This window comes from Nigerium sp. (assembly GCF_039811905.1).
Taxonomy (GTDB): Bacteria; Actinomycetota; Actinomycetes; order Propionibacteriales; family Propionibacteriaceae; genus Propioniciclava.
Genome location: NZ_JBDHZL010000001.1, coordinates 88016 through 112570 on the forward strand (window position 1 = coordinate 88016; position 24555 = coordinate 112570).

The following is a 24555-nucleotide window of genomic DNA, read 5'->3' on the forward strand; positions in this document are numbered from 1 at the left end:
GACGAGAGGCAGACAAGAACATGACCGTGACAGCAGACCAGGCTCAGGGCACCGAGCGGAAGGCCGGGGTCGGCCGCGTGGCCCGAGTCATCGGCCCCGTGGTGGACGTCGAGTTCCCCGCCGATCAGATGCCCGACATCCTGAACGCCCTCAAGATCGAGATCGAGGCGGGCGACCTCACCCGCGAGATCACCGCCGAGGTGGCCCTGCACGTCGGCGACAACATCGTCCGGGCGATCTCGCTGAAGCCGACCGACGGCATGCGCCGCGGCACCGAGGTGATCGATACCGGCGGCCCCATCAGCGTCCCGGTGGGCGACGTCACCAAGGGCCACGTGTGGAACGTGATCGGCGACTGCCTGAACGAGGACACGGCCTCCCTCGAGATCCAGGAGCGCTGGCCGATCCACCGCCCGGCCCCGAAGTTCGACGAGCTGGAGCCCAAGACGCAGATGCTCGAGACGGGCATCAAGGTGCTCGACCTGCTGACCCCGTACGTGCAGGGCGGCAAGATCGGCCTGTTCGGCGGCGCCGGCGTGGGCAAGACGGTGCTCATCCAGGAGATGATCTACCGCATCGCCCACAACTTCGGCGGCACGTCGGTGTTCGCAGGCGTCGGCGAGCGCACGCGTGAGGGCAACGACCTCATCAACGAGATGATCGAGGCCGGCGTCATGAAGGACACGGCGCTCGTGTTCGGCCAGATGGACGAGCCGCCGGGCACCCGACTCCGCGTCGCGCTGTCGGCGCTGACGATGGCCGAGTACTTCCGCGACGTGCAGAACCAGGACGTGCTGCTGTTCATCGACAACATCTTCCGGTTCACGCAGGCCGGCTCCGAGGTTTCCACGCTGCTCGGCCGCATGCCCTCCGCCGTCGGTTACCAGCCGAACCTGGCCGACGAGATGGGTCAGCTTCAGGAGCGGATCACCTCGACGCGCGGGCACTCGATCACCTCGATGCAGGCGATCTACGTGCCCGCCGACGACTACACAGACCCGGCGCCGGCGACCACCTTCGCCCACCTGGACGCGACCACCGAGCTGAGCCGCGAGATCGCGTCCCGAGGCCTCTACCCGGCCGTGGACCCGCTGACCTCGACCAGCCGCATCCTCGACCCGCAGTTCGTGGGGCAGGAGCACTACGACGTGGCGACGCGGGTCAAGCAGATCCTCCAGCGCAACCGCGAACTGCAGGACATCATCGCGATCCTCGGCGTCGACGAGCTCTCCGAAGAGGACAAGATCACCGTCGCCCGGGCCCGCCGCATCCAGCAGTTCCTGAGCCAGAACACCTACATGGCAACCAAGTTCACCCAGATCGAGGGCTCGACGGTCGACCTGAAGGACACCATCGAGTCGTTCAAGATGATCTGCGACGGCGAGGTCGACCACATCGCCGAGCAGGCCTTCTTCAACGTCGGCGGCATGGACATGGTCATGGAGAACTGGGACCGGATCCAGAAGGAGGGCTGACATGGCGGACGAGCCGCTGTACGTCGAGGTGGTGTGCGCTGACGGCCGCGTCTGGGAGGGCGAGGCCACGCAGGTCACCGCGCGCACCACCGAGGGCGACGTCGGCATCCTCGCCCGTCACGAGCCGTTCCTGGCTGCCCTGGTGCCGGGCGCCGTCGAGGTCATCACGGTCCAGGGTGAGCGGGAGATCATGGCCGTCGACGGCGGCTTCGTCTCGGTGGCGGACAATCGGGTCTCGGTCATCGCGCAGTATGCGAAGATCGCTCAGGAGATCTCGTTGGAAGGCGCCGAGAAGGAACTCCGCGAGGCCGAGAAGGCCTTGAACGAGGGCGAGACCGACGAGGCCACGAGGCGACACTTCAACCGGGCGTCCGCGCAGGTCAAGGCCGCCCAGAAGGCACACGGCCAGGCCCATTAGGGAGCCGGCGCGAGGGGGGTGACGGCAGTGCCCGATGCATGGAGCTGGACCGCTTTCGTGCTCGGGGTGGTTGCCGTCCTGATCATTCTTCCCGTCGCGTGGCTGGTCGTCCGCAGGCGCTGGCTCGCGCAGCAGGGGTGGGTGTTCGACTGTTCGATGCGCTACCCCTCGACCACGACTCCGAGCCCCGCCTGGATGCTCGGAGTCGCGCGTCTGGCGGGGGAGCGCTTCGAGTGGTACCGCGTGTTCAGCCTCTCGCTCCGCCCGCGGGCGACGTTCGAGCGGGGCCGGGCCCAGGTGGCCGGCACCCGCGAGGCGGACGCCGCCGAGGCGTCCTCGCTCTACGATCAGGGGCGCATCGCTGAACTCACGGTCCCCGACGGCCAACTCGAGCTCGCGCTCGCGCCGCCCGACATGACGACGTTCCTGAGTTGGATCGAGGCGTCCCCGCCGGGCGTGCTGTACGGCGAGAGCCCCGACCTGTGACCGACCGGCGCTGTGCGCCGGTTGTTGCGCGTTGCGGCCCTACTCGGACGCCTTTCCGGACGCCTTCTCGATGCGCTCCCGCTGCTTGCGGGCGCGCTGGTCGGCCGGCTCGCGGTCCTTTCCGGGCACCCACAACACGTCGCCGGCGGCCACGTTCGCGACCCGGGACGCGATGAACAGCAGGTCCGACAGCCGGTTGAGGTAGGTGACGGCGATGATGTTGACGCCCCCGGGCTGCCCCTCGGGCTGGACGCCGAGACCATAGGCCTCCACCGCATCCCACGCCGTGCGTTCGGCCCGCCGGACGACCGTGCGCGCCAGATGCAACTGCGCGCCCGCCACCGTGCCGCCGGGCAGGATGAACGACCTCAGGTCGGGCAGGTCGGCGGAGAACTCGTCGCACCAGGCCTCGAGCCGGTCGACGTTGGCCTGCTCGATGCGCAGCGGCGCCCACGGCGGGTCGGCGACGACCGGGGTGGACAGGTCGGCCCCGACGTCGAACAGTTCGTTCTGGATGGTGCGCAGGGCCGCCTGCAACGCCTCGGGCAGCTCGCCGGACGCGGTGGCGATGCCGAGGATCGCGTTCGCCTCGTCGACGTCGCCGTAGGCGCGCACGCGCAGGTCGGTCTTCCTCGCCACCGAGTTGTCGGAGAGGCGGGTTTCGCCGGCGTCGCCGGTGCGGGTGTAGATGCGCGTGAGGTTGACCATGGCTGCCAGCCTACGGCGTCGGGCCGCCGAGCAAGCCCTCGGCCAGGAGGAAGTTCCGCAGACCCTCGATCGTGGCGGCCGGCTGCTCCGAATGCACCCAGTGGCCGGCGCCGGGGACGGTGAGCAGCGCCGTCTCGGGGAACAGCCGCATCATCGCCGGGTACTGCCGCTCGCTCACGTAGTCGGAGCGTTCGCCGGCCACCCAGAGCACCGGCCCGTCGTAGTGCCGGTCGTTCAGCTCGGCCGGCCAGCCGCTCACCTCGGCCAACTCACGGGACAGCAGGCCCAGGTTGAACTGCCACCGCATGCCGGGCTCCCCGTGGGGGCGGTGGCGCAGGTTCTGCAGCAGGAACCCCCGCACGCCCGCGTCCGGGATGGACGCCGCCAGCTCGGCGTCGGCCGCCTTGCGGTCGGCCACCTGGTCGAGGTCGAGCGCGGAGAGCGCGTCGGCGATGGAGGAGAAGCCGTAGCCGTCGGCGGAGGCGTCCGGCGAGACGTCCACGACGATCAGCCCGCGCACCAGTTCGGGGTGACGCAGCGCGAGGACCATCGCCACCTTCCCGCCCATCGAGTGCCCGACGACGACCGCCGGGCCGGGGCCGGCGCGCAGCAGGCCGGCCACGGCGTCCGCCATCGCGGGGTAGGAGAACGTCTCCGTCCAGTCGCTGCGCCCGTGGTTCGGCAGGTCGACCAGCAGGCTGGAGCCGAGCGGCTCGAGGCCGCGGGCGACCGTGGTCCAGTTGCGGCCCTGCCCGAAGAGGCCGTGCAGGAAGATCAGGCGCGGCTCGCCGTGACCGATCGCGGTGGTGTGCAGGTTCATTCAGCGCCTCCTCGCCCAGCAGGGCACGTGCCAATGCCGGCGCTCACCGACGGCGGACGCCGACCCGATGCTCGGCTGGTCGGGCCACACCACGACGTGGCCGAGCCCCACCGGGATCGTGTGATTGCAGCCGGGGCACAGGTACGGCTTGAGGGCCCGGTCGGCGGAGATGGTCTGCACGATCCACCGGCCGTCGGCCTTCGTCTGCGCCCGCGCCAGGCTGGCCGAAAGCGGCCTCGCCGGACGCAGGTGCTTGCTGGGTCGGCGGGCCATGCACCCACCTTAACGGGTAGCCTGGCGCGGTGCGATTGTTGATTGCCCGCTGCAAGGTCGACTATGCCGGACGCCTCACCGCGCACCTTCCTCTCGCCACCAGGCTGCTGCTGTGCAAGGCCGACGGGTCGATCTCGGTGCACGCGGACGACCGCGCGTACAAGCCGCTGAACTGGATGAACCCGCCGTGCACGATCACGGTCCGCCCTCCGGACGACGACGTGGTCGACGAGCAGGGCCTCGCCGAGGTCTGGGAGGTCAGGAACAAAGACGACGACACCCTCCGCATCGGCATCGAGGAGATTTTGCACGACAGCGAGCACACCCTCGGCGTCGACCCCGGCCTGCAGAAAGACGGGGTGGAGGCGCACCTGCAGGCCCTGCTCGCCGAGCATCCCGAGACGTTCGGCGCCGGCTGGCGCCTCGTCCGGCGCGAGCACCCGACGCCCATCGGCCCGGTCGACCTGCTGTTCCGTGGCTCCGACGGCGGGTACGTCGCGGTCGAGGTGAAGCGCCGCGGCGAGATCGACGGCGTGGAGCAACTCTCCCGCTACCTCGAGCTCATGAACGCCGACCCCCAGTTGCGGCCCGTCCGGGGGATGTTCGCCGCGCAACTCATCAAGCCGCAGGCGCGGGTGGTCGCGGCGGCGCGGGGCATCGACTGCCTCACGGTCGACTACGACGCCCTCCGCGGGCTCGACGACGCGGAGGATCGGCTCTTCTGAGCAAGCTGAGCAGCAAGCGCCCGGCCGACGCGCCAGGCCGGCTCAGCGGGCGTCCAGGTGCGGGATGAGCACCTCGCGGTAGAGCAGCAGCAGGGACGCCACGGTCGGGATCGCGAGTAGGGCGCCGACGATGCCGAACAGGACGCCGCCCGAGATGGCCCCCAGGATCACGAGCACGCCCGGCACGTTCATCGACTTGGAGAACACGCGCGGCTGGACGACGTAGGCGTCCATCTGCTGGTAGAAGAGGAAGTAGGCGAGCGTCACGAGGCCCGCCGTGGGGGAGACGGTGAACGCGAGGCTCGTCACGATGACGAGCGCGCAGCTCGACCCGACGATCGGGATGAACGCGAACATCGCCACGACGACCGACAGCGCGAGGGCGTACTCGCCGAGCCCGACCGCGTACATCACGATGGTCGACCCGACGGCCCACAGAGTCACCACGATGAACATGCCGCTGATGTAGCGGCCGATCCTGCGGAACATCTCGTTCGCCAGGTAGCGCACCCGCGGCCGCTTGGACGCCGGCGCGAGTTGGTAGATCGTGTCCTTGATCACCGGGAGGGACGCCAGGAAGTACAGCGTCAGCACGAGGGTCATGATGACGCTGAACACCGTGTTCGCCACGAGCCGGCCGGCCCCCAGGATTCCGCCGAACAGCGCGGTCAGCCAGGTGCCGGACGTCACGAACTGGGTCGCCTTGTCGATGACGTCGAACTGGGCGTCCAGGCCGGCGATCTGCGGGTTCTCCCGCAGCGACTGCAGGTAGCCGGGCGCGTTGCGGATCAGGTTCGTGACCTGGGTGTTGATCACGGGGAGGACAGCCCAGAAGGCCAGGGCCACGACGCCCAGCACGACGAGGACCACCGCGAGGACGGCCAGCGGACGCGGGAAGCGCGCCCGCTCGCGCAGCAGGTCGACGGCGGGGTTCAGACCGAGCGCGACGAAGAGCGACAGCACGATCAGGATGACCAGGAACTGCAGGTTGATCAGGACGTTGACCAGGCCGATCGCCAGCATCCCGCCCAACACGACGAAGAAGCCCACCTGGACCGGCGAGCGCTCCAAGAGCGACGGATCGCGGCGGTAGCGGAAGTCCGGCCGCGGGGCCGGCGAGGAATTCGTCGGTTCGGCCCCGTCAGGCGGGGCCGCGCTCACTGCGACTCGCGATCGTCATCCGCCACGTAGTGCGACGGCTCGCCGGACTCGCCCTCGCTCGGCTCCTCGATGAGTTGGGCGAGCTTGTGGCCCTCCTCCTCGTCGGGGAACTCCAGCGCGGTGAGGTTCGCAAGGCTGGACAGGTTGTTGAGCTGGGCGACCAAGGCCTCCTTGCGCTGGCGCAGCAGGTTCTGCTCGCGCTTGAGCTGCTCGGTGCGACGCACCAACTCGCCCTCGGTGGCCCGCCAGTGCTCGTCGGCATCGTGCCGGGCCTTCGCGACGATCGCCGCGGCCTCGTTGATCGCGTCGGCCTTGATCTGCTCGGCCTCGGCGTACACCGTCTGCTGGCGGGCGCGGAGCTCGGCGGACGCCGCGCCGAGCTTCTCCTGCAGGTCGTCGGACTGCTGCCGCGCGTCGGCGACCATCGCCGCCAGCTTGTCGCGCAACTCGCCCTGCTGGACGTCGAGGTCGGCGAGCGACTGGTCGCGCTCGGCCGCGACCTCGGCGCGGATCTGGTTGGCCTCGCCGTTCGCCTGGTCGCGCAGCGCGGCGACCTCGTCGGCGACGCGGGCGCGCGTCTCCTCCACGTCGCGCTTGGTCTGGTTGCGCAGGGCCGCCACCTCGGCGTTCGCCATGTTGCGCAGCTCGGCGACCTCGGCGTCGGCCATGGCCCGGATGTCTTGCACCGCCGCCGCCGTGTCGGCGCGCATCGCGTTGGTCTCCCGGGTGACGCGGTCGGTGAGCTCGGCGGCCTCGTGTTCGGCCTTCTGGACGATGTGCGCCGCCTCAGCGCGCGCGGCCTCGATCATCGCGTTGGCCTGCTGCTGCGCGTCGGCGAGGATCATCTCGCGGTGCTTGTCCACCGCGTCCCGCAGCCCGCCCGCCTCGGCGCGGGCGGCGTCCAACTCGCTCTTGGTCTGGTGCTCGAGCTCGGCGCGCAGCGCCTTGAGTTCGTCGATGCCGGACCGGCGCTTGGCGTCGGTCTCCTGGAGCGCCTCGGTGCGCGTGCGCTCCGCCTCTTCCTTCGCCTCGGCGACGAGGCGGTCGGCCTCGTTCTGGGCCTTGGTGACGAGGTCGTTGGCCTGCGACTCGGCGACCTTCAGCAGGGACGCCGTGTGGCCCCCGAGCTTGGAGAAGTCGGTGTCGTCGTTGCGGAGGCTCGTCGCGGTGAGCTCGCGCTGCAACTCCCGGTAGGAGTGCTTCACGGTCGAGAGCTGCTGCTCCATCTCCCGCACGTACTCCTCGACAGCCCTCTTCTCATAACCCCGCATGACGGTCGGAAAGCTTGCGGACGCCTTCTCGTCGAACAGGTCGAGCCCGCTGGCGCCGGGGGTGTTTTGGGACACGAGGTTTCCTCTCGCACGTTCACTGGTCTGCTACCCGAGCATCGTATCCGCTCACCCCGGAGTCTCCACGCACCGATCCCCGGTGTCGAAACAACGACACCGGGGATCGTGAAGCACTATGCGCTCTTTCGCACGCGCTTTGTTCAGTGAGCGGCGTTCTTGTTCGGCTCGACCAGCTCGACGAGGACGCCCGCCGTGTCCTTCGGGTGGCAGAAGTTCACGCGCGAGTCGTTCGTGCCGCGGCGCGCCTCGGGGAAGAGCAGCCGGACGCCCTTCGCCTTGAGGTGCTCGGTGACCTTGTCGAGGTCGCTGACCCGGTAGGCGAGCTGCTGCATGCCGGGGCCGTTGCGGTCGATGAACTTGGCGATCGTCGACTTCTCGTTCAGGGGGGCGAGAAGCTGGATCTGGGCGTTCTCGGGGAGCTGCTCCCCGGTGCCGATCATGGCCTCCTCGACGCCCTGCTCCTCGTTGGTCTCGCGGTGCAGCAGGCGCCAGCCGAAGACCTCGGAGTGGAACTTGATGGCCTCGTCCAGGTTCGGGACGGCGAGGCCAACGTGGTCGATGCACACAATGAGATCCGAGTTTTCCATGTCCTTAACCTTGGCACAGTCGGACGCCGACGAGGGTCGTTGCGGCGAAGTCGGCCCTGGTGGCAGGGCGTCCGGACGTTTGTCGACGAATCCCCGGGAGCGGCCGTGGAGGCCCAGCCGCTGTGAAAAGATCGAAGGTGCCTAGCAGAACCCGTCGAAGGAGCGAATCGTGGCTTTCGCTGATGTGAACGACCTGGTGAGTGCGGCTGAGAACGGCAATCCCCGCGCCATCGGGCGCCTGATCTCGATGGTCGAGAACAATGCGCCCACCCTTCGCGAGGCGATGAAGCTCATGAGTCCCCACACCGGCCGCGCGCACGTCGTCGGCATCACGGGCAGCCCGGGGGTCGGCAAGTCGACGTCGACGACCGCCCTCATCACCGCGCTGCGCCAGCGCGGCAACCGGGTGGGCGTCCTGGCGGTCGATCCGTCGTCGCCCTTCTCTGGTGGCGCCGTGCTGGGCGACCGCATCAGGATGCAGCGGCACGCGACCGACCGAGGGGTGTTCATCCGCTCGATGGCGTCCCGCGGGCACCTGGGCGGGCTGTCCGCGGCGGCCCCGCAGGCGCTGCGCGTGTTCGACACGGCCGGCTTCGACATCGTGCTGGTCGAGACCGTGGGCGTCGGGCAGTCGGAGGTCGAGATCGCGTCGTCGGCCGACACGACCCTCGTGCTGAGCGCCCCCGGGATGGGCGACGGCATCCAGGCAGCCAAGGCCGGCATCCTCGAGATCGCCGACATCTTCGTCATCAACAAGGCCGACCGCGACGGCGTCCAGGCGCTCGTGCGCGAGTTGCGCAACATGGTGGCGCTGGCGTCCTACGGGCCCGGCGACTGGAAGCCGCCGATCGTGAAGACGATCGCGCAGGAGGAGGTCGGGGTCGACGAGCTGATCGCCGAGATCGACAAGCACCGCGCGCACGGCGAGAAGTCGGGGGAGTGGGAAAACCGCCGGCTCAAGCGGGCCGCGAGCGAGGTGGAGGCGCTCGTGCTGGGCACCGTCCGGCAGAAGTTCGCCGTCCGGGGCCGGGACGCCTTCGTCCAGGTCGCGGCTGCGGTCCGGGATGGCGACCTCGACCCGTACGCGGCGTCCGACCAGATTCTTTCCTCGATCTGACGACGGTGCACGAATCGCGCTGACGCGGCGCGCCTCGCGCGCGGATCGTCCGGGTGGGCCAGAATAAAGGGGCGTACGCCCGTGCACTTCCCCTGGGGGCCAACATGTCGAAGCTCGTCAAGACCGTCGTGGTGACGCTCGTGGTCGCCTTCTTGATCTACTACCTGTACACGCGACCCGAGGAGGCGGCGGCCTTCGTCCGGGGGATCTTCCGCATCTTCGATTCCGTCGGGCGGTTCTTCGACGGCCTCGTGAGGTAGCCGATGGCGCTCCGCCTGTCCCGGTTGGTCACTCCGCAGACCTACCGGAGAATGCTCGTCAGCGAGGGCGAGTTCGCCGTCGACGAGGTCTCACGGCACTGGGTCACCCGGGTGGTGCCCGCGCTGTTCGTGGTCGGCGGGATGGCCGCGTTCGCGCTGATGCCGTTCCTCGGACGCGGGTGGGCGCTCGGCCTCGTCGCAGGGGTCGCGCTGGGCGGCTACGGGTTTTACCGGCTGCACTACGAGTACATGGACCGCTTCGTCATCACGAACATGCGGGTCTTCCGGGTGCACGGAATCTTCAACCAGCACCTCGCGACGGTCCCGATCGCCCGCATCCTCGACATCTCGGTCGAGCAGCCGCCGTTGGGCATGCTGCTGGGCTATGGCCACTTCGTCTTCGAGAGCGCCGCGCAGGATCAGGGGCTGAAGCGCATCCAGTTCGTCCCCGACATCGAGCACCGCGATCTCACGATCCAGCGCGTCATCCAGCGCGCCGGCCTGCGCGCGCGGATGGAGTGGACCGAGGACGGCGACGACGGCTCGTAGGCCACGCCTGTCGGTCGAGAACACGAGCGGACGCCGAGGGCCCCGCACACCGGTGCGGGGCGCTCGGCGTTGCTGCGGACGATCAGGACAGGACCGCGTCCACGACCTCCTTGGCCTGTTTCTGCACCTCGGCGAGGTGCTCGGGGCCCTTGAAAGACTCGGCGTAGATCTTGTACACGTCCTCCGTGCCGGACGGCCGCGCGGCGAACCAGGCGTGCTCGGTGACGACCTTGAGGCCGCCGATGGGCGCGTCGTTGCCCGGCGCACGCGTGAGCTTGGCCTCGATCTGCTCGCCGGCGAGCTCGGTGGCCTCGACGTCTTCCGGAGACAGCTGGGCCAGCTTGGCCTTCTGCTCGCGGTTGGCCGGGGCGTCGATGCGCGCGTAAGCGGTCTTGCCGAACTCGTCGGTCAGCTTGTCGTAGTGCTGGCTGGGCGTCTCGCCCGTGACGGCCAGGATCTCCGCGGCGAGGAGGTCCATGATGAGGCCGTCCTTGTCGGTGGTCCAGGTCTCGCCCTTGAGCGTCAGGAAGGACGCCCCCGCCGACTCCTCGCCGCCGAAGCCGATCGAGCCGTCGGACAGGCCCGGGACGAACCACTTGAAGCCGACCGGCACCTCGACGAGCTTCTTTCCGAGCTTCGTTGCCACGTTGTTGATCATCGAGCTGGAGACGAGCGTCTTGCCGATGCCGGCCTCAGGGTTCCAGCCGTCGCGGTGGCTGAACAGGTACTGGATGGCGACGGACAGGTAATGGTTCGGGTTCATGAGCCCCGCGTCGGGCGTCACGATGCCGTGCCGGTCGGAGTCGGCGTCGTTGCCGGTCGACAGCGAGTACTTGTCGCGGTTCTCGATGAGGGACGCCATCGCGTACGGGCTCGAGCAGTCCATCCGGATCTTGCCGTCCCAGTCCAGCGTCATGAACGGCCAGCGGGGGTCGACCGTCGGGTCGATGACCGATAGGCCCAGGTCGAAGTGCTCGGCGATGTACTCCCAGTACTGCGCCGACGCGCCGCCCAGCGGGTGCGCGCCGATGTTGAGCCCGGCCCCCCGGATCGCGTCCAGGTTGATGATGTTGACGAGGTCGTCGCAGTACGGCGTCCGGTAGTCGAAGCGCGTGATCTCGCCCTCGATCTGCTCGTACGGCGTCCGCTTGATGGACTTCCAATCGCCCAGCAACTCGTTGGCCCGCGCCGCGATGACCTTCGTCGCGTCGGAGTCGGCGGGGCCGCCGTGCGGCGGGTTGTACTTGAAGCCGCCGTCGGTGGGCGGGTTGTGCGAGGGCGTGACGACGATGCCGTCGGCCCGCGGCCCGCTGTGGTCGCGGTTGTAGACGATGATCGCCCGGGACACGGCGGGGGTCGGGGTGTACTCGTCCTCCTTTTCCGCGCGCACGTCGACGCCCGAGGCGTGCAGCACCTCGAGCGCCGTCTTCCACGCGGGGAGGGAGAGGCCGTGCGTGTCCTTCCCGATGAAGAGGGGGCCGTCGACGCCCTGGCTTGCGCGGTACTCCACGATGGCCTGCGTCGTTGCGGCGATGTGGGCCTCGTTGAAGGCGGTCTTCAGCGAAGCGCCGCGGTGGCCGGACGTGCCGAACACGACCATCTGGTCGGGGTTGGACGGGTCGGGCGTGAGGTCGTAGTACGCGCCGATCACGGCGTCGTAGTCGATGAGATCTTCGGGGCGGGCCGGCTGCCCTGCGCGTTCGTGAACCATGTGCCCCATCTTGCCTCCTTCCGATCCGGGAGCGCAGGGGAACGGATGCAAGAATGGAAGGCATGAATGCACCGAGTTTCGATTCTTCCCGCGCCGTGGATCTGTCCGGCCTCGCCGCGGCCGCCCAGCAGAAGGCGTCCGCCCCGGCGGGGGCCTCCGGAGGGGCTGCAGGCGGCGCCCACTACGTGGTCGAGGCGACGGAGCGGACGTTCGAGCAACTCCTGGCGAAGTCGGTGCAGTACCCGCTCGTCGTGGAGTTCTACTCGCCGCGCGCGAACGCGCAGCAGCTCTCCGACGACCTCGCCAGCCTGGCGAACGCGGCGGGTGGGAAGTACCTGCTCGTCCGGCTCGATGTGGACGCCAACAGCCAGCTCGCCGGGGCTCTCGGCATCCAGGCGGTCCCGATGGTCGTCGGCGTGGTGGGCGGCCAGCTCGCGCCGCTGTTCCAGGGCACGGCCGACAAGGCGCACGCGTCGGCGATGATCGACGAGCTGATCAAGGTGGCCGTCGCCAACGGCATCGTCGGGCACGCCGAGCCGGTGGCCGGGCAGGCTCCGGCCGCGGGCGACGCGCAAGGCGAGGAGGAGGGTGGCCCGGACCCCCGGTTCGCTGCCGCGGACGCCGCGATGGCCGAGGGCGAGTTCGACACCGCGATCGCCGAGTTCGAGAAGATCCTGGCGGCGACGCCGGGGGACGCCGACGCGATCGCCGGGCGCAACGGCGCCCGCCTCCTGAAGCGGTTGGGGGACGACGACCCGCGCGCGATCGTCGCCCGCGCGCAGGCCGACCCGTCCGACATCGATGCTCAGCTCGGGGCGGCCGACGTCCAGTTGGCCGGGGGAGACCCCGCCGGGGCGTTCGCCCGGCTCATCGAGTTGGTCCGGACGACGTCGGGCGACGACCGCGACCGCGTCCGCGTCCGCCTGCTGGAGCTGTTCGACACCGTCGGCAACTCCGACCCCTCCGTGCCGAAGGCTCGCCGCGACCTGATGACCGCGCTGTTCTGAGCATCCGCGCGACGACCGGCGATCGCGACTGACGCCCCACGACGCGACGCCCCCGCCACGACCCGTGGCGGGGGCGTCCTCACGTGGGGGCCTCCCGATGGAGAATGCGACGGCGACGTCGGGACGGAGTCGCTCAGCGGGACGGCCGCGGCGACCCGCCCTCGGTGTAGCGCGTGGTGCCCTCGGACGCCGCAGCCAGCGCGGCGCGCAGACGTCGGCCGCCGAAGTCGGTCATGCGCTCGACGGCGGCATCGGGCGTGAGCCAGTGCAGCGCGAGGATCTCGTGGCCGTCGGCGGTGAGGCGGGTGGCGTCCGTCTCCGAGACGGTGCGGGTGGCGAAGACGAGCTCGAGAGCGTCCTCCCAGCCGAGGTACGGGCGCAGCCAGTCGACGACCAGCGGACGGCCGACCTCGGGCCCCCAGCCCATCTCCTCCTCCATCTCGCGGGAGAGCCCGCCGGCGGGGGACTCGAACGGCTCCACGATGCCGCCCGGCAGCTCCCAGTCGGGCTTGAAGGAGGTCTCGCACAGCAGGACGCGGGCCGCGGCGTCCTGCACCAGCGCGTGCGCGATCAGCCGCTTGCGCGGCGTGACGGTGTTCATCACCGCGGTGAAGCCGTCGCGGCCGGCGGCGACGTCGGTCGCCAGCCGGGCGTACTGGCGCAGGTCGGTGTACGTGCCGTCGGGACGCCGCGCCGCGCCCCGCAGCAGCCCCTCGAACCGGAACCCCTGCCGGTGGAGGGTCCGTCGGCCCACCGTGTCGTCGACGGCCACGCGGGCCACGAGCCGGTGAAGACCCTGGTCGGCGAACGCGTGCCGGCAGGCCTCGGCGACCCCGCGCTCGAGCGCGACGGGGTCGCCGGACGGCTCCCACGTGAGGACCCCTTCGGGCCCGTCACGCAGGAGCCGCACGTGGCCTGCTGGGGCACTCACCCCTACTCGGACGCCTGGACGTCGGCCTTGTCGTCGACCGCGGTGACCGGCGACGCCGGGGTGGCGTCGAGGGCATCCACCTCGGAGACGACGCCTCCGGCCGCCGCAGAGCCGGCGGACGTCGACCCGGCGGACGTCGAGCCGGCCGAGGACACCTCGGACGAGGTCGCCTCGCCCACCTCGGCGGCGGGCTCGCCAGCGGCGTCCGACTCGGAGGCGGCCGTCGTGCCGGTCACCTCGTCGGCCTGCGGGTCGTACCGGAGGAAGACCGCGCCGAGCGGCGGGATCTGGACCAGCGCGCTGTTCTCGAAGCCGTTGCTCGGGTCGGCCGTCGCGATCACGCGGCCCATGTTGCCGGTGCCGCCCGAGCCGTCGTAGACCGTGGAGTCGGAGTTGAAGATCTCCGACCACGTGCCCGCGTGCGGCAGGCCCAGCCGGTAGTCGTGCCACGGCTCGGAGCTGAAGTTGACCGCCACCGCGATCTCTTCGCCGTCGCCGTCGCTGCGCACCCAGCTGAACGTGTTCGCGCTGGCATCGTCGGCGTTGATCCACCGGAAGCCCTCGGGATCGGAATCGAGCTTCCACAAGGCGGGATGTGCCTTGTAGATCTCGTTGAGATCCTTGAACATGCGCTGCAGACCGTGGTGGCCCCACAGGTCGGTGACCCACCACTCCAGGCTGGCCTCCTCGTTGAACTCGCTGCGCTGCCCGAACTCCTGGCCCATGAAGATGAGCATCTTGCCCGGGAAGGCCCACATGAACGAGTAGAAGGCGCGCAGGGTCGCGAACTTGCGCCAGTCGTCTTGGGGGACCTTGTTGATCATCGAACCCTTGCCGTGGACGACCTCGTCGTGGCTGATGGGCAGGATGAAGTTCTCGGAGTAGGCGTACACCATCGCGAACGTCAGCTCGTTGTGGTGCCACTGCCGGTAGATGGGCTCGAGCGCGAGGTAGCGCAGCGAGTCGTTCATCCAGCCCATGTTCCACTTGAAGCCGAAGCCGATGCCGCCCAGGTAGACCGGCTTGGTGATGCCGGGGAACGACGTCGACTCTTCGGCGATCATGATGACGCCGGGCTCGCGCTCGTAGAGGTGCTTGTTGACGTAACGGAGCAGGTCGATCGCCTCGAGGTTCTCGTTGCCGCCGTACTTGTTCGGCACCCACTCGCCGGGCTCGCGGCTGTAGTCGAGGTACAGCATGGACGCCACCGCGTCGACGCGGAGGGCGTCGATGTGGAACTCCTTGATCCAGTACAGCGCGTTGCTGACCAGGAAGCTCTTGACCTCGTTGCGGCCGAAGTTGAAGACGTAGGTGCCCCAGTCCTTCTGCTCGCCCTGCCGCGGGTCGGCGTGCTCGTAGAGGTGGGTGCCGTCGAAGTCCCCGAGCGCCCAGGCGTCCTTCGGGAAGTGGCCGGGCACCCAGTCGAGGATGACGCCGATGCCCGCCTTGTGCAGGGCCTCGACGAGGTGACGGAACTCGTCCGGCTTGCCGAGCCGCGACTGCGGGGCGAAGTAGTTGGTGACCTGGTAGCCCCAGGACGGGATGAAGGGGTGCTCGGCGACGGGCATGAACTCCACGTGCGTGTAGCCCTGCCACTGGACGTACTCGACGAGCTCTTCGGCGAGCTCGAGGTAGGTCTTGCCCTTGCGCCAGCCGCCCAGGTGGACCTCGTAGATCGACATCGGCGCCTGGTGGGGCACGGTGTTGCGGCGCTGCTCCATCCACTCGTCGTCGGACCAGATGAACTTGCTCTCGTAGACGATCGAGCTGTTGGCCGGGGCCTGCTCGGCGAAGCGGGCCATGGGGTCGACCTTCTCGCGCCAGACGCCGTCCTCGCCGAGGATGTTGTACTTGTACAAGGTGCCTTCGCCGACGCCCTCGATGAACGTGGCCCAGACCCCCGAGCCCGGAACGAGCGTCATCGCGTCGCCGGTCCACCAGTTGAAGTCTGCGTTCACGCGGACGGCCTTGGCGTTCGGCGCCCAGACGGCGAAACGGGTGCCCGTGATGTCACCGCGGTCGTCGTCATGGATCGTCACCACGTGCGAGCCGAGGCGCTTCCACGCCTCGGTGTCGCCGCCGCTGTGCCAGCCCTCCAAGTCCCAGCCGGTGAGCCCACCGTGCGGGTCGTGTCCCATTGTCACTCCTTTATTTCCTTCGACTCAGGCGAGCCCGCGGCTCGCTGCGTTTGCTCGAGGATCGCCCGCATGGGGATCGAGACCCATGTCGGTCGGTTTCTCAGCTCATACACCACTTCGTAAACGGCCTTGTCGACCTCGTAGGCAGACAGCAGGTCGCCGCGGAAATCCTTCGGCCCACAGTATCCCGAGCAGAAGGCGCGACGGGAGGCTTCGGCCCAGTTCTTCGCCGCGTCCGAGGAGGGGTCGGAATGGGCCGACCGAGCGTAGTCGAACGACCGCATCATCCCGGCCACATCGCGCCACACCGAGTCGGGTTCGCGCCGCTCGGCGGCCGTCTTCGCCGGCTCGCCCTCGAAGTCGATGATGGTCCAGCCGTGTGGGCCGGCGAGGGTCTGCCCAAGGTGGAAATCCCCGTGGACGCGCTGCGTTGCGACCTGCTGCCCCTCCAGCGCAGCGAACCCGCGCCGCAGGTCGGCCACGTGGGGATCGAGGACGCCGGCGACGGCGGCCGCGGCGTCCAGCCGGCGGATCATGGTGGCCGCGATCTCGTCGCCGGGGCGGGTGGTCGTGCCGAAGGCGTCCGCGAGTTCGCGGTGGACGCGGCGCAGCGCGCGGCCCAGCTCCTCCGCTCGCTCGGTGAAGTCCTCCCCGGCGGCGCAGGCGGCGCTGGCGAGCTCCCAGCCGTCGGTGACGTCGGGGACCCGTTCGATGACCATGCCGAGGTCGGTGGTCTGCCCCGAGGGCCACGGGCCGGTGAGGCGGCCCCAGAGGGCCGGCGTGGCCGCGGAGGTGCCGTCGAGCGCGGTGAGCACCTCGGCGTCCAGATTCGGGCCGGGCTCGACGCGCCGGAACAGCTTGAACAGCCCGGCGCCCACGACGATCGTCGTGTTGGATTGCTCGCCGCGCCACACGCGCGCGCCCGCGACCTCGTCGGGGGCGAGGTGGCGCCGCCAGTCCATAGCGGCGCGCGGGTTCTCGTCGAGCACGCGGACGAACTCGACGACGGACGCCTCGTCCTCCGTCGCGTCGTGGACGTCCGCCCGGCCGAGGCCCGAGATGTCGGCCTCGCCCAGCGGCTCGCCGGGGCCCTCGCCGGGCGCGTGGTAGGCCGCGAGCAGGTGGTAGTACTCGGTGCGCCCGTCGTCGTAGTCGATCGTCGCGATCTCGCTGCGCAGCGCGGGCAGAACCCCCTCGGGGGTGTAGAAGTCCAGCGGCGTCAGCCGGGAGATCGTGCCCGGGGAGCCCTTGCCGCCGAACCAGCGGACGGTCTGAAGGTGGCCCCACCAGGCGGCCCTCAGGGCCTCGTCGGTCGACTCGGTCGGGTCGGTCGCTTCGGTCAGGTCGTGATCGGTCATCGTCGCCTCACATCGTGAGCCAGGAGAAACCGTAGGGCGGCAGGGTCAGCACGTACAGCTCCGCGGTGATCTCCGCGGGCTCGGTGCCGAGCGAGGCCCCGAACAGGGGCGACGGGCGGCGTCCGGCGTACGCACTGAGGTTCAGCTCGACGGTTTGCTCGGTGTCGGTCAGGTTGTTGCAGGACAGGACGGCCGCGCCGTCGTGCTCCCGGACGAACGAGAACACCTGCTGCGCCCCGCCCAGGTCGCGGAAGCCGCCGCGGCCGAACGCGGGCTGGCGCCGCCGGACGTCGAGCACGGTGCGCACCCAGTTCAGTTGGGACGCCGGGTCGGCCCGCTGCGCCTCGACGTTGATCGCCTGGGGCGCGTATTCCTCGTCGTCGATCAGGGGGTAGGGGAAGTAGTCGGGGTCGGCGTCGGAGAAACCGGCGCCCTCCTCGGAGGACCATTGCATCGGCGTCCGGACGCCGTCGCGGTCGGGCAGCCAGATGTTGTCGCCCATCCCGATCTCGTCGCCGTAGTACAGCACCGGCGACCCGGGCAGGGCGAGCAGCATCGCGTGGAGCAGCCGGATCCGCCGCTGGTCGTTGTCGACCAGCGGCGCGAGGCGCCGCCGGATGCCGAGGTTGCACTTCATGCGGGGCACCGGGGCGTACTCGCTCCACATGTACTGCCGCTCGTCCTCGGTCACCATCTCCAGCGTCAGCTCGTCGTGGTTGCGCAGGAACGTGCCCCACTGGCAGCCGGGCGGGATCTCGGGCGTGTCGGCCAGGATCTGGCTGATCGACTCGCGCGACCCGCGGCGCAGGCCCATGTAGAGGCGCGGCATCACCGGGAAGTGGAAGGCCATGTGGCACTCGTCGTCGTCGCCGAAGTACTCGATGACGTCGTCGGGCCACTGGTTCGCCTCGCACAGCAGGATCGTGCCCGGGAACTCCTCCTCGCACATCGCGCGCACCTGCTTGAGGATGTCGTGCGTGCCGGGCAGGTTCTCGCAGTTGGTCCGGTCTGCCTCGATGAGGTAGGGGACGGCGTCCAGCCGGAAGCCGTCGAAGCCGAGCGACAGCCAGAACCGGATCGCGGCCATGATGTCGGCCAGGACCGCCGGGTTCTCGAAGTTCAGGTCGGGCTGGTGGCTGTAGAAGCGGTGCCAGTAGTACTGCCCGCGCACCGGGTCGTACGTCCAGTTCGACTCTTCGGAGTCGATGAAGATGATCCGCGCGTCGGCGAACTCGGTCGGTTCGTCGCGCCAGACGTAGTAGTCGCCGTAGGGCCCGTCGGGGTCGCTGCGCGACTCCTCGAACCATGGGTGGGCGTCGGAGGTGTGGTTCATGACGAAGTCGCTGATGACCTTCATGCCGCGCTCGTGCGCGGACGACAGCAACTCGCGCAGGTCGTCGAGGGTGCCGAGCTCGGGCTGGACGTCGGTGTAATCCTCCACGTCGTACCCCCCGTCGCGCAGCGGCGACGGGAAGAACGGCGGCAGCCAGAGGCAGTCGATGCCCAGCCAGGCCAGATAGTCCAGTTTGGACGTGAGCCCGGCCAGGTCGCCGACGCCGTTGTGGTCGGCGTCGGCGAACGACCGGACGAGCACCTCGTAGAAGACAGCGGATTTGAACCAGTCGGGTTCCTGGGTCATAGGTCCTTCGCGGGGGATGGCGGTGGATGTGGTGGGACGCGCCTACAGCACGTGCAGGATGTGCGCGGGCTGCGCGGGCGCCAGCCGGACGAAGTTGCGCTGGCCCCACGTGAACGTCGCGCCGGTCAGCTCGTCGCGCACGTGCAGCGGCGCGTCGTCCTGCAGGCCCAGCGCGGCCATGTCGACCATGACCTCGCCCTCGAGCGTGTTGTCCTGGTCGACCGAGACGATGCAGAGGATGCGGTCGTCGCCGTCCACCTTGCTGAAGGCGAGGATGCCGTCGTTGTTCGTCGGGTGGAAGTCGATGCGGCGCAACTGCTGCAGCGCCGGGTGTGCCCGCCGGATCGAGTTCAACTGGCCGAGCAGCATGTTCAGGTTCGGCTGGGCGTTGTAGTCGCGCGGCCGGTACTCGTACTTCTCGGAGTTGCGGTACTCCTCGCCGCCGGCCTTCAGCGGCTCGTGCTCGAAGAGCTCGAAGCCCGAGTAGACGCCCCAACTCGGCGACAGCGTCGCGGCCAGGATCGCCCGGATCGCGAACGCGGCCGGGTTGCCCGACTGCAGGTAGAACGGGTTGATGTCGGGCGTGTTGACGAAGAAGACCGGGCGGTAGAACGAGTCCATCTCGCGCGTGAGCTCGAGCATGTACTCGCGGAGCTCTTCCGCCGTGTTGCGCCAGGTGAAGTACGAGTAGCTCTGGTGGAAGCCCACCTTGCCCAGCGCGGCCATCATCGCCGGCTTGGTGAACGCCTCGGCGAAGAAGAGGACATCGGGGTCGAACTCGCGCATCTGCTGCATGATCCAGGCCCAGAAGTTGATGGGCTTGGTGTGGGGGTTGTCCACACGGAAGATCTTGACGCCGTGGCCGACCCAGAACTTCAGCAGCCGCAGCACCTCGTGGTAGATGCCGTCGGGGTCGTTGTCGAAGTTGATCGGGTAGATGTCCTGATACTTCTTCGGCGGGTTCTCCGCGTAGGCGATCGTGCCGTCGATGCGGGTGGTGAAGAACTCGGGGTGCGACTGCACCCACGGGTGATCCGGGGACGCCTGCAGCGCGAAGTCGAGCGCGATCTCCATGCCGAGCTCGTTGGCGTGCGCGACGAGCCGGTCGAACGACTCGAAGTCGCCGAGATCGGGGTGGATCGCGTCGTGGCCGCCCGCCGGGCCGCCGATGGCCCACGGCGAGCCGGGGTCGTTCTCGTCGGCGTCCAGCGTGTTGTTCTTGCCCTTCTTGAACGCGTTGCCGATCGGATGGATCGGTGGGAGGTACACCACGTCGAAGCCCATCGCGGCCACCTCGTCGAGCCGGCCCATGCTGGTCTCGAACGTGCCGGAGTGCCAGGTGCCGTCCGCGTCCTGCGTGGCGCCCTGCGAGCGCGGGAAGAACTCGTACCACGAGCCGTACAGCGCGCGCTTGCGGTCGACCCAGATCGGGTAGTCGGCCGTGGGGGAGACCAGCTCGCGCGGGCCGTACTTGCGCATCGCCGCGTCCAGCCCGGACGCGTTCGCCACGTCGAGCAGATCCTTCGGGGGCCGCTGCGGGATCAGCAGTTGCGCGGTCGCGCGCAGGATGGACGCCTGAATCGGATCGTCGGACGCCTCGGCCGCCTGGGCGGTGCGCTCCAGCAGGTCGCGCCCCTCCAGGCACACCAGGTCGATGTCGACGCCGGCCGGCAGCTTGGCCTCGGCGTTGTGGAGCCACGTGCCCCAGGGGTCGGACCACCCCTCGACCCGGAAGGTCCAGGGGCCCTCGCTGTCGGGGCGCACCCACGCCTCCCACGGGTCGAGCCCCCGGGGCTCGAGCGGCTTCATGTCGGTGCGCGTCTCGCGGCCCTGCGGGTCGGTGAGGATGACGGAGGCGTTCACGGCGTCGTGGCCCTCGCGAAACACCTTCGCCCGGACGGGGATGAGCTCCCCGACAACGGCTTTCGCTGGGTAGGCGCCCGCTTCGACGACGGGCGAGACGTCCGTCACCGGGATGCGGCCGATCCCCTTGTTGACGACACCAGCGGTCTGGACAGCGGTCATTGGCGTGATCTCCTGATCCGTACGGCGCGGCTTTGGCGCGGTGATACGCAGACCACCCCAACCTACTGCAACCGACCGCGCCGGGGCAGCCCGCGACGACACGTCGCGGACGCCCCGCGGGTCGTCAGGATCGAGGCTCGTCCTCGCCCTGCGGGCCCTCCCCGGACGCCTCCTGGCCGACGACGCCCTCAGGCGCGTCGCCGGCGTCCTGCTGCGCCGGGGGCTCGTCGTGGGCGGCCCCGTCGTCGGGCACGGTCTCGGTCGTGATCTCCTGGGCGATGCTCTCCTCGCCGATGATGCCGCCCTCGACGATGCTGTCCGCGCTCTCGCCCGGCGCCTCGATGCTGTCCGCCGTGGCGACCGAGTCGCCGACCGGCTCGGCCCCGGCCGAAGGGACGAAGCTCGCCTGGGCGATCAGGATGGTCCGGCCCGGCACGGTCACCGAATCGCCGGCGGTGATCTCGTCGTCGGGCAGTTCGCCCGGCTCGCCGGTGTGCGCGACGATGCGGTAGGTCTCGCCCCACGGCCCGGCCGGGAGCGTGACCTCCAGCGGCTCCTCGCCGCCGTGCAGGAAGCAGTAGAACCCCTCGTCGGCGTCGGCGACGTACCAGCCGAGCGAGCGGCGCCCCCACTCGTGCCAGTGCTCGACGCCCATCTCGGCGCCGCTCTCGTGGAACCAGGCGGTCTCACGGCGGCCCAGGCCGACGCCCGCGGCGTCCGTCACCTCGTCTTGCGTGCGGAAGGTCGTCGGGCGCAGGACGGGGTGCTGCTGACGCAGCGCCAGCAGCGAGCGGGTGAGCTCGAACTGGTCGCCCCACTCGTCGAGGCTGTGCCAGTTGACCCACGACAACGGCGAATCCTGACAGTAGGCGTTGTTGTTGCCCTGCTGGGTGCGGCCCATCTCGTCGCCGGCCAGGATCATCGGCATGCCCGCGCTGAGCAGCAGCATGGCCATCATGTTGCGCGTCGTGCGATGCCGGGCCGCGATCACCGTGCCGTCGTCGGTCTCGCCCTCGTAGCCGTGGTTCCAACTGCGGTTGTCGTCGGCGCCGTCGCGGTTGCGCTCGCCGTTGGCCTCGTTGTGCTTGAGGTCGTAGGTGACGATGTCGCGCATCGTGAAGCCGTCGTGGGCGGTCACGAAGTTGACCGAGCTGTACGCCGGACGCCCGCCCTGCTCGTAGATGTCCGTCGAGCCCTGCAGGCGTGTCGCCAGCTCTTGGACGCCGGACAGCGCGCCGCGCCAGAAATCGCGGGTGTAGCCGCGGAACCGGTCGTTCCACTCGCTCCAGCCGAGGCCCCAGCGGCCGACCTGGTAGCCGTAGGGCCCCATGTCCCACGGCTCGGAGATCATGACGATGTCTTTGAAGGCGGGGTCGTCGGCGATGCGCTTCTTGAACTCGTGATCCTGCTGGACGTGATGCCGCTCGTCGCGGATCAGCGTCGAGCACAGGTCGAAGCGGAACCCGTCGACGCCCATCTGGGTCACCCAGTAGCGCATCGAGTCGATGACCATGTCGAGGACGCCGGGGTTGGAGTCGTCGACGGCGTTGCCGCAGCCGGTCACGTCGTAGTCGTTGCGCAGGTCGTCGGTCAGCCGGTAGTAGCCGGCGTGGTCGATGCCGCGGAAGCTCAGCGTCGGGCCCTCGTGGCCGCCCTCGGCGGTGTGGTTGTAGACCACGTCGAGGATCACGGCGATGCCGGCCTCGTGCAGCGCGCTCACCATCTCCTTGAACTCGGTGACCTGGCCGCCGAGGCTGCCGGTGCTCGAGTAGGGGGCGTGCGGGGCGAAGAAGCCCAGGGTGTTGTACCCCCAGTAGTTCGACAGCCCGCGGCCGATGATGAACGGTTCGGAGACGAAGTGGTGCACCGGCAGCAGTTCGACGGCGGTGATGCCGAGGCTCTTCAGGTGCTCGATGACCGCGGGGTACGCGATGCCCGCGTACGTGCCGCGCAGGTGCTCGGGAACCTGGGGGTGCAGTTGCGTGTAGCCCTTCAGGTGGGTCTCGTAGACCACCAGCTCGTCGGGCGTCGGGCGGTGCTCGAGCGGCGTCGGCGGCGGGGTGTCGGCGACGACGACGCTGAGCGGGACCGCGGCGAACGAATCAGTCGGGTCGGGGGTGAAGTTCGAGTCGGAGGTGTGGTCGCTGATCGGGCCCGCGTAGTCGACGCCGCCGGTGATGGCCCGCGCGTACGGGTCGACGAGCAGTTTCGCGGGGTTGAACCGCTGGCCGCTCTCGGGATTCCACGGGCCGTGAACACGGTAGCCGTAGCGCTGTTGGGCGCCCACGCCGGGGCAGAACACCTGCCAGACCCCGTCGGGGCCGCGGTGCATGTCCACGTTGGTCTGTTGCCGGTCGACCCCCACGAGCGCGAGCTCGACGCGGGTAGCCCGCGGAGCCCAGAGCGCGAAGTTGGTTCCGTCTCCGTGGACTTGGGCGCCCAGAATGGACGAGTCCAGCGGAGGGGTCAGTGTCGGACGAGTCATGTAGCTCTTTCGGTCGGGACCCAAAAGCCCTATTTGGTGGCGTTTTGGGGCGTCGTCCCCTGGCTGGGGGGACGTTCTATTGTGCATCATCTGACCAGCAGAGTTCTATTCTGGCGCCGCCCCGGTGCGTCGGCGCCGGGGGCAGGTGCTTCTGACTGAGGGGAACGCTTCCATTGGCCCGCCACTACTTGGATCACGCGGCCAGCGCGCCGCTGCGGCCGGCGGCCGCGCGGGCGATGGCGGACGCATGGGCGCAGGGTGGAAACCCCAGCTCGCTGCACGGGTCCGGCCGAGCGGCGCGCGCGCTGCTCGAGGACGCCCGCGAGCGGCTCGCCGCGTGCGTGGGGGCGCATCCGACCGAGGTCGTGTTCACGTCCGGGGGGACGGAGGCCGACAACATCGCGGTGCTCGGGGGCGCGTCGTCGGCGTGGGCGTCCGGGCAGGGGCGGGACGTGGTGGTCACGACCGCCGTCGAGCACCCCGCCGTCGCGGAGGCGGCGGCGTCCCTGGGCGAGCGCGCGCGGATCGTGGGGGTGGACGCCGACGGCGCCCTGGATCGAGAGGCCTGGCGCGCCGCCCTCGACGGGAGGGCGGCCGTGGCGTCCGCCATGTGGGTGAACAACGAGACCGGCGTGGCCTGGCCGGTCTCCGAGCTCGCGGAGGACGCCCACGTCGCGGGCGCGTGGGCGGCGAGCGACGGCGTCCAGGCGTTCGGGCATGTGCCCGTGAACTTCGCGGCGTCCGGGCTCGACCTGCTGAGCCTGTCGGCGCACAAGGTGGGCGGGCCGGTCGGGGTCGGGGCGCTGATCGTCCGGCGGGGGCTGGAGCCTGGCAGGGTCGGGTTCGGCGGGGGCCAGGAGCGCCGCCTGCGCTCGGGCACGGTTCCCGTCGCGCTGGCCGCGGGATTCGCCGCGGCCGCCGAGGAGGCGGTGCGGGGGCTCGCGCGGGAGGCGTCCGGGTGGGCGCGGCTGCGCGAACGGATCGTGAGCGCGGTCGCGGGCATCGAGGGCGCGTCGGTGAACCCGGCGGGGGACGCCGGGTCGCCGGCCATCTGCAACGTGAGCTTCGCCGGCGCGCGGGCCGACGACCTGCTGTTGTTGCTGGACGCGGCGGGCATCGACTGCTCGACCGGCTCGGCGTGCACCGCGGGCGTCCACCGGCCGAGCGAGGTGCTGCTTGCGATGGGCCGCAGCGAGGCGGAGGCGTCGGCGTCCCTGCGTTTCTCGCTCGGCTGGACGAGCACGGACGCCGACGTCGACGCCCTGCTCGCAGCCCTGCCGGACGCCGTCGCCCGCGCCCGCGCGGCCTTCTGAGCCGGCCGCGTGCTCGCCTA

20 protein-coding genes and 2 pseudogenes are annotated in these 24555 nt (G+C 69.9%); 9 read left to right on the forward strand and 13 right to left on the reverse strand.

Annotated elements, in window-relative coordinates:
• The first annotated feature begins 20 nt into the window (after positions 1-20).
• From atpD to WMJ97_RS00375, 3 genes are read left to right on the forward strand one after another with little or no spacing between them, the layout of a single operon-like run.
• Positions 21-1475: a F0F1 ATP synthase subunit beta gene (atpD, locus tag WMJ97_RS00365; RefSeq protein WP_347346965.1), complete on the forward strand. Its 1455-nt coding sequence runs from the start codon at positions 21-23 to the stop codon at positions 1473-1475.
• Position 1476: 1 nt separating this feature from the next.
• A complete protein-coding gene (locus WMJ97_RS00370) occupies positions 1477-1893 on the forward strand; it encodes a F0F1 ATP synthase subunit epsilon (RefSeq protein WP_347346966.1) in 417 nt (138 codons plus the stop codon).
• 27 nt (positions 1894-1920) lie between these two features.
• Positions 1921-2379: a DUF2550 domain-containing protein gene (locus tag WMJ97_RS00375; RefSeq protein WP_347346967.1), complete on the forward strand. Its 459-nt coding sequence runs from the start codon at positions 1921-1923 to the stop codon at positions 2377-2379.
• 39 nt (positions 2380-2418) lie between these two features.
• Here the strand turns inward: WMJ97_RS00375 and WMJ97_RS00380 are convergent, their stop codons facing one another.
• Genes WMJ97_RS00380 through WMJ97_RS00390 form a run of 3 tightly spaced genes read right to left on the reverse strand, consistent with a single transcriptional unit; the run spans position 2419 to position 4180 of the window.
• Positions 2419-3087, reverse strand: a complete 669-nt coding sequence (locus tag WMJ97_RS00380) for a cob(I)yrinic acid a,c-diamide adenosyltransferase (protein WP_347346968.1) — start codon at positions 3085-3087, stop codon at positions 2419-2421.
• A gap of 10 nt (positions 3088-3097) precedes the next feature.
• A complete protein-coding gene (locus WMJ97_RS00385; protein WP_347346969.1) occupies positions 3098-3907 on the reverse strand; it encodes an alpha/beta fold hydrolase in 810 nt (269 codons plus the stop codon).
• Complete coding sequence (locus tag WMJ97_RS00390) at positions 3908-4180, reverse strand: hypothetical protein (RefSeq protein WP_347346970.1); 273 nt, start codon at positions 4178-4180, stop codon at positions 3908-3910. It abuts the gene before it with no gap.
• Between the two features lie 29 nt (positions 4181-4209).
• Here WMJ97_RS00390 and nucS point away from each other — a divergent pair, with 29 nt between their 5' ends.
• Positions 4210-4905 carry an endonuclease NucS gene (gene nucS / locus WMJ97_RS00395; protein ID WP_347346971.1) on the forward strand — a complete coding sequence of 232 codons (696 nt, stop codon included), beginning with the start codon at positions 4210-4212 and terminating at the stop codon, positions 4903-4905.
• Between the two features lie 42 nt (positions 4906-4947).
• Here the strand turns inward: nucS and WMJ97_RS00400 are convergent, their stop codons facing one another.
• From WMJ97_RS00400 to mce, 3 genes are all read right to left on the reverse strand, one after another.
• Complete coding sequence (locus WMJ97_RS00400; RefSeq protein ID WP_347346972.1) at positions 4948-5976, reverse strand: AI-2E family transporter; 1029 nt, start codon at positions 5974-5976, stop codon at positions 4948-4950.
• 86 nt (positions 5977-6062) lie between these two features.
• Entirely contained in the window at positions 6063-7412 is a 1350-nt protein-coding gene (locus tag WMJ97_RS00405) for a DivIVA domain-containing protein (RefSeq protein WP_347346973.1), read from the reverse strand.
• Positions 7413-7555: 143 nt separating this feature from the next.
• Positions 7556-8002, reverse strand: a complete 447-nt coding sequence (gene mce, locus WMJ97_RS00410) for a methylmalonyl-CoA epimerase (protein ID WP_347346974.1) — start codon at positions 8000-8002, stop codon at positions 7556-7558.
• Between the two features lie 169 nt (positions 8003-8171).
• Between mce and meaB the strand changes: the two genes are divergently transcribed.
• The 3 genes from meaB to WMJ97_RS00425 all read left to right on the forward strand — a co-directional run bounded on the left by meaB (position 8172) and on the right by WMJ97_RS00425 (position 9928).
• Positions 8172-9119 carry a methylmalonyl Co-A mutase-associated GTPase MeaB gene (meaB, locus tag WMJ97_RS00415; protein WP_347346975.1) on the forward strand — a complete coding sequence of 316 codons (948 nt, stop codon included), beginning with the start codon at positions 8172-8174 and terminating at the stop codon, positions 9117-9119.
• 104 nt (positions 9120-9223) lie between these two features.
• The gene (locus WMJ97_RS00420) at positions 9224-9379 is read left to right on the forward strand and encodes a hypothetical protein (protein ID WP_347346976.1); all 156 of its coding nucleotides are present in this window, start codon (positions 9224-9226) and stop codon (positions 9377-9379) included.
• A gap of 3 nt (positions 9380-9382) precedes the next feature.
• A complete protein-coding gene (locus WMJ97_RS00425) occupies positions 9383-9928 on the forward strand; it encodes a PH domain-containing protein (protein WP_347346977.1) in 546 nt (181 codons plus the stop codon).
• 82 nt (positions 9929-10010) lie between these two features.
• Here WMJ97_RS00425 and pgm read toward each other — a convergent pair whose 3' ends face one another.
• Entirely contained in the window at positions 10011-11639 is a 1629-nt protein-coding gene (gene pgm, locus WMJ97_RS00430; RefSeq protein WP_347347040.1) for a phosphoglucomutase (alpha-D-glucose-1,6-bisphosphate-dependent), read from the reverse strand.
• Between the two features lie 62 nt (positions 11640-11701).
• Between pgm and WMJ97_RS00435 the strand changes: the two genes are divergently transcribed.
• Positions 11702-12646 (forward strand): tetratricopeptide repeat protein, encoded by a 945-nt coding sequence (locus tag WMJ97_RS00435; protein WP_347346978.1) that lies wholly within the window; start codon positions 11702-11704, stop codon positions 12644-12646.
• 133 nt (positions 12647-12779) lie between these two features.
• Here WMJ97_RS00435 and WMJ97_RS00440 read toward each other — a convergent pair whose 3' ends face one another.
• The 6 genes and pseudogenes from WMJ97_RS00440 to glgX all read right to left on the reverse strand — a co-directional run.
• Positions 12780-13556 carry an NUDIX hydrolase gene (locus WMJ97_RS00440; RefSeq protein ID WP_347346979.1) on the reverse strand — a complete coding sequence of 259 codons (777 nt, stop codon included), beginning with the start codon at positions 13554-13556 and terminating at the stop codon, positions 12780-12782.
• A gap of 263 nt (positions 13557-13819) precedes the next feature.
• Positions 13820-15715, reverse strand: a pseudogene (gene glgB / locus WMJ97_RS00445) (1,4-alpha-glucan branching protein GlgB); the annotation flags it as partial.
• Positions 15716-15717: 2 nt separating this feature from the next.
• Complete coding sequence (locus tag WMJ97_RS00450; protein ID WP_347346980.1) at positions 15718-17073, reverse strand: phosphotransferase; 1356 nt, start codon at positions 17071-17073, stop codon at positions 15718-15720.
• A gap of 7 nt (positions 17074-17080) precedes the next feature.
• The gene (gene treS / locus WMJ97_RS00455; protein WP_347346981.1) at positions 17081-18712 is read right to left on the reverse strand and encodes a maltose alpha-D-glucosyltransferase; all 1632 of its coding nucleotides are present in this window, start codon (positions 18710-18712) and stop codon (positions 17081-17083) included.
• Positions 18713-18754: 42 nt separating this feature from the next.
• Positions 18755-20737 carry an alpha-1,4-glucan--maltose-1-phosphate maltosyltransferase gene (locus tag WMJ97_RS00460; protein WP_347346982.1) on the reverse strand — a complete coding sequence of 661 codons (1983 nt, stop codon included), beginning with the start codon at positions 20735-20737 and terminating at the stop codon, positions 18755-18757.
• A gap of 400 nt (positions 20738-21137) precedes the next feature.
• A pseudogene (gene glgX, locus WMJ97_RS00465) lies at positions 21138-23222 on the reverse strand (glycogen debranching protein GlgX); the annotation flags it as partial.
• 188 nt (positions 23223-23410) lie between these two features.
• Between glgX and WMJ97_RS00470 the strand changes: the two are divergent.
• Positions 23411-24535 carry an aminotransferase class V-fold PLP-dependent enzyme gene (locus tag WMJ97_RS00470; RefSeq protein WP_347346983.1) on the forward strand — a complete coding sequence of 375 codons (1125 nt, stop codon included), beginning with the start codon at positions 23411-23413 and terminating at the stop codon, positions 24533-24535.
• Positions 24536-24555 lie beyond the last annotated feature (20 nt).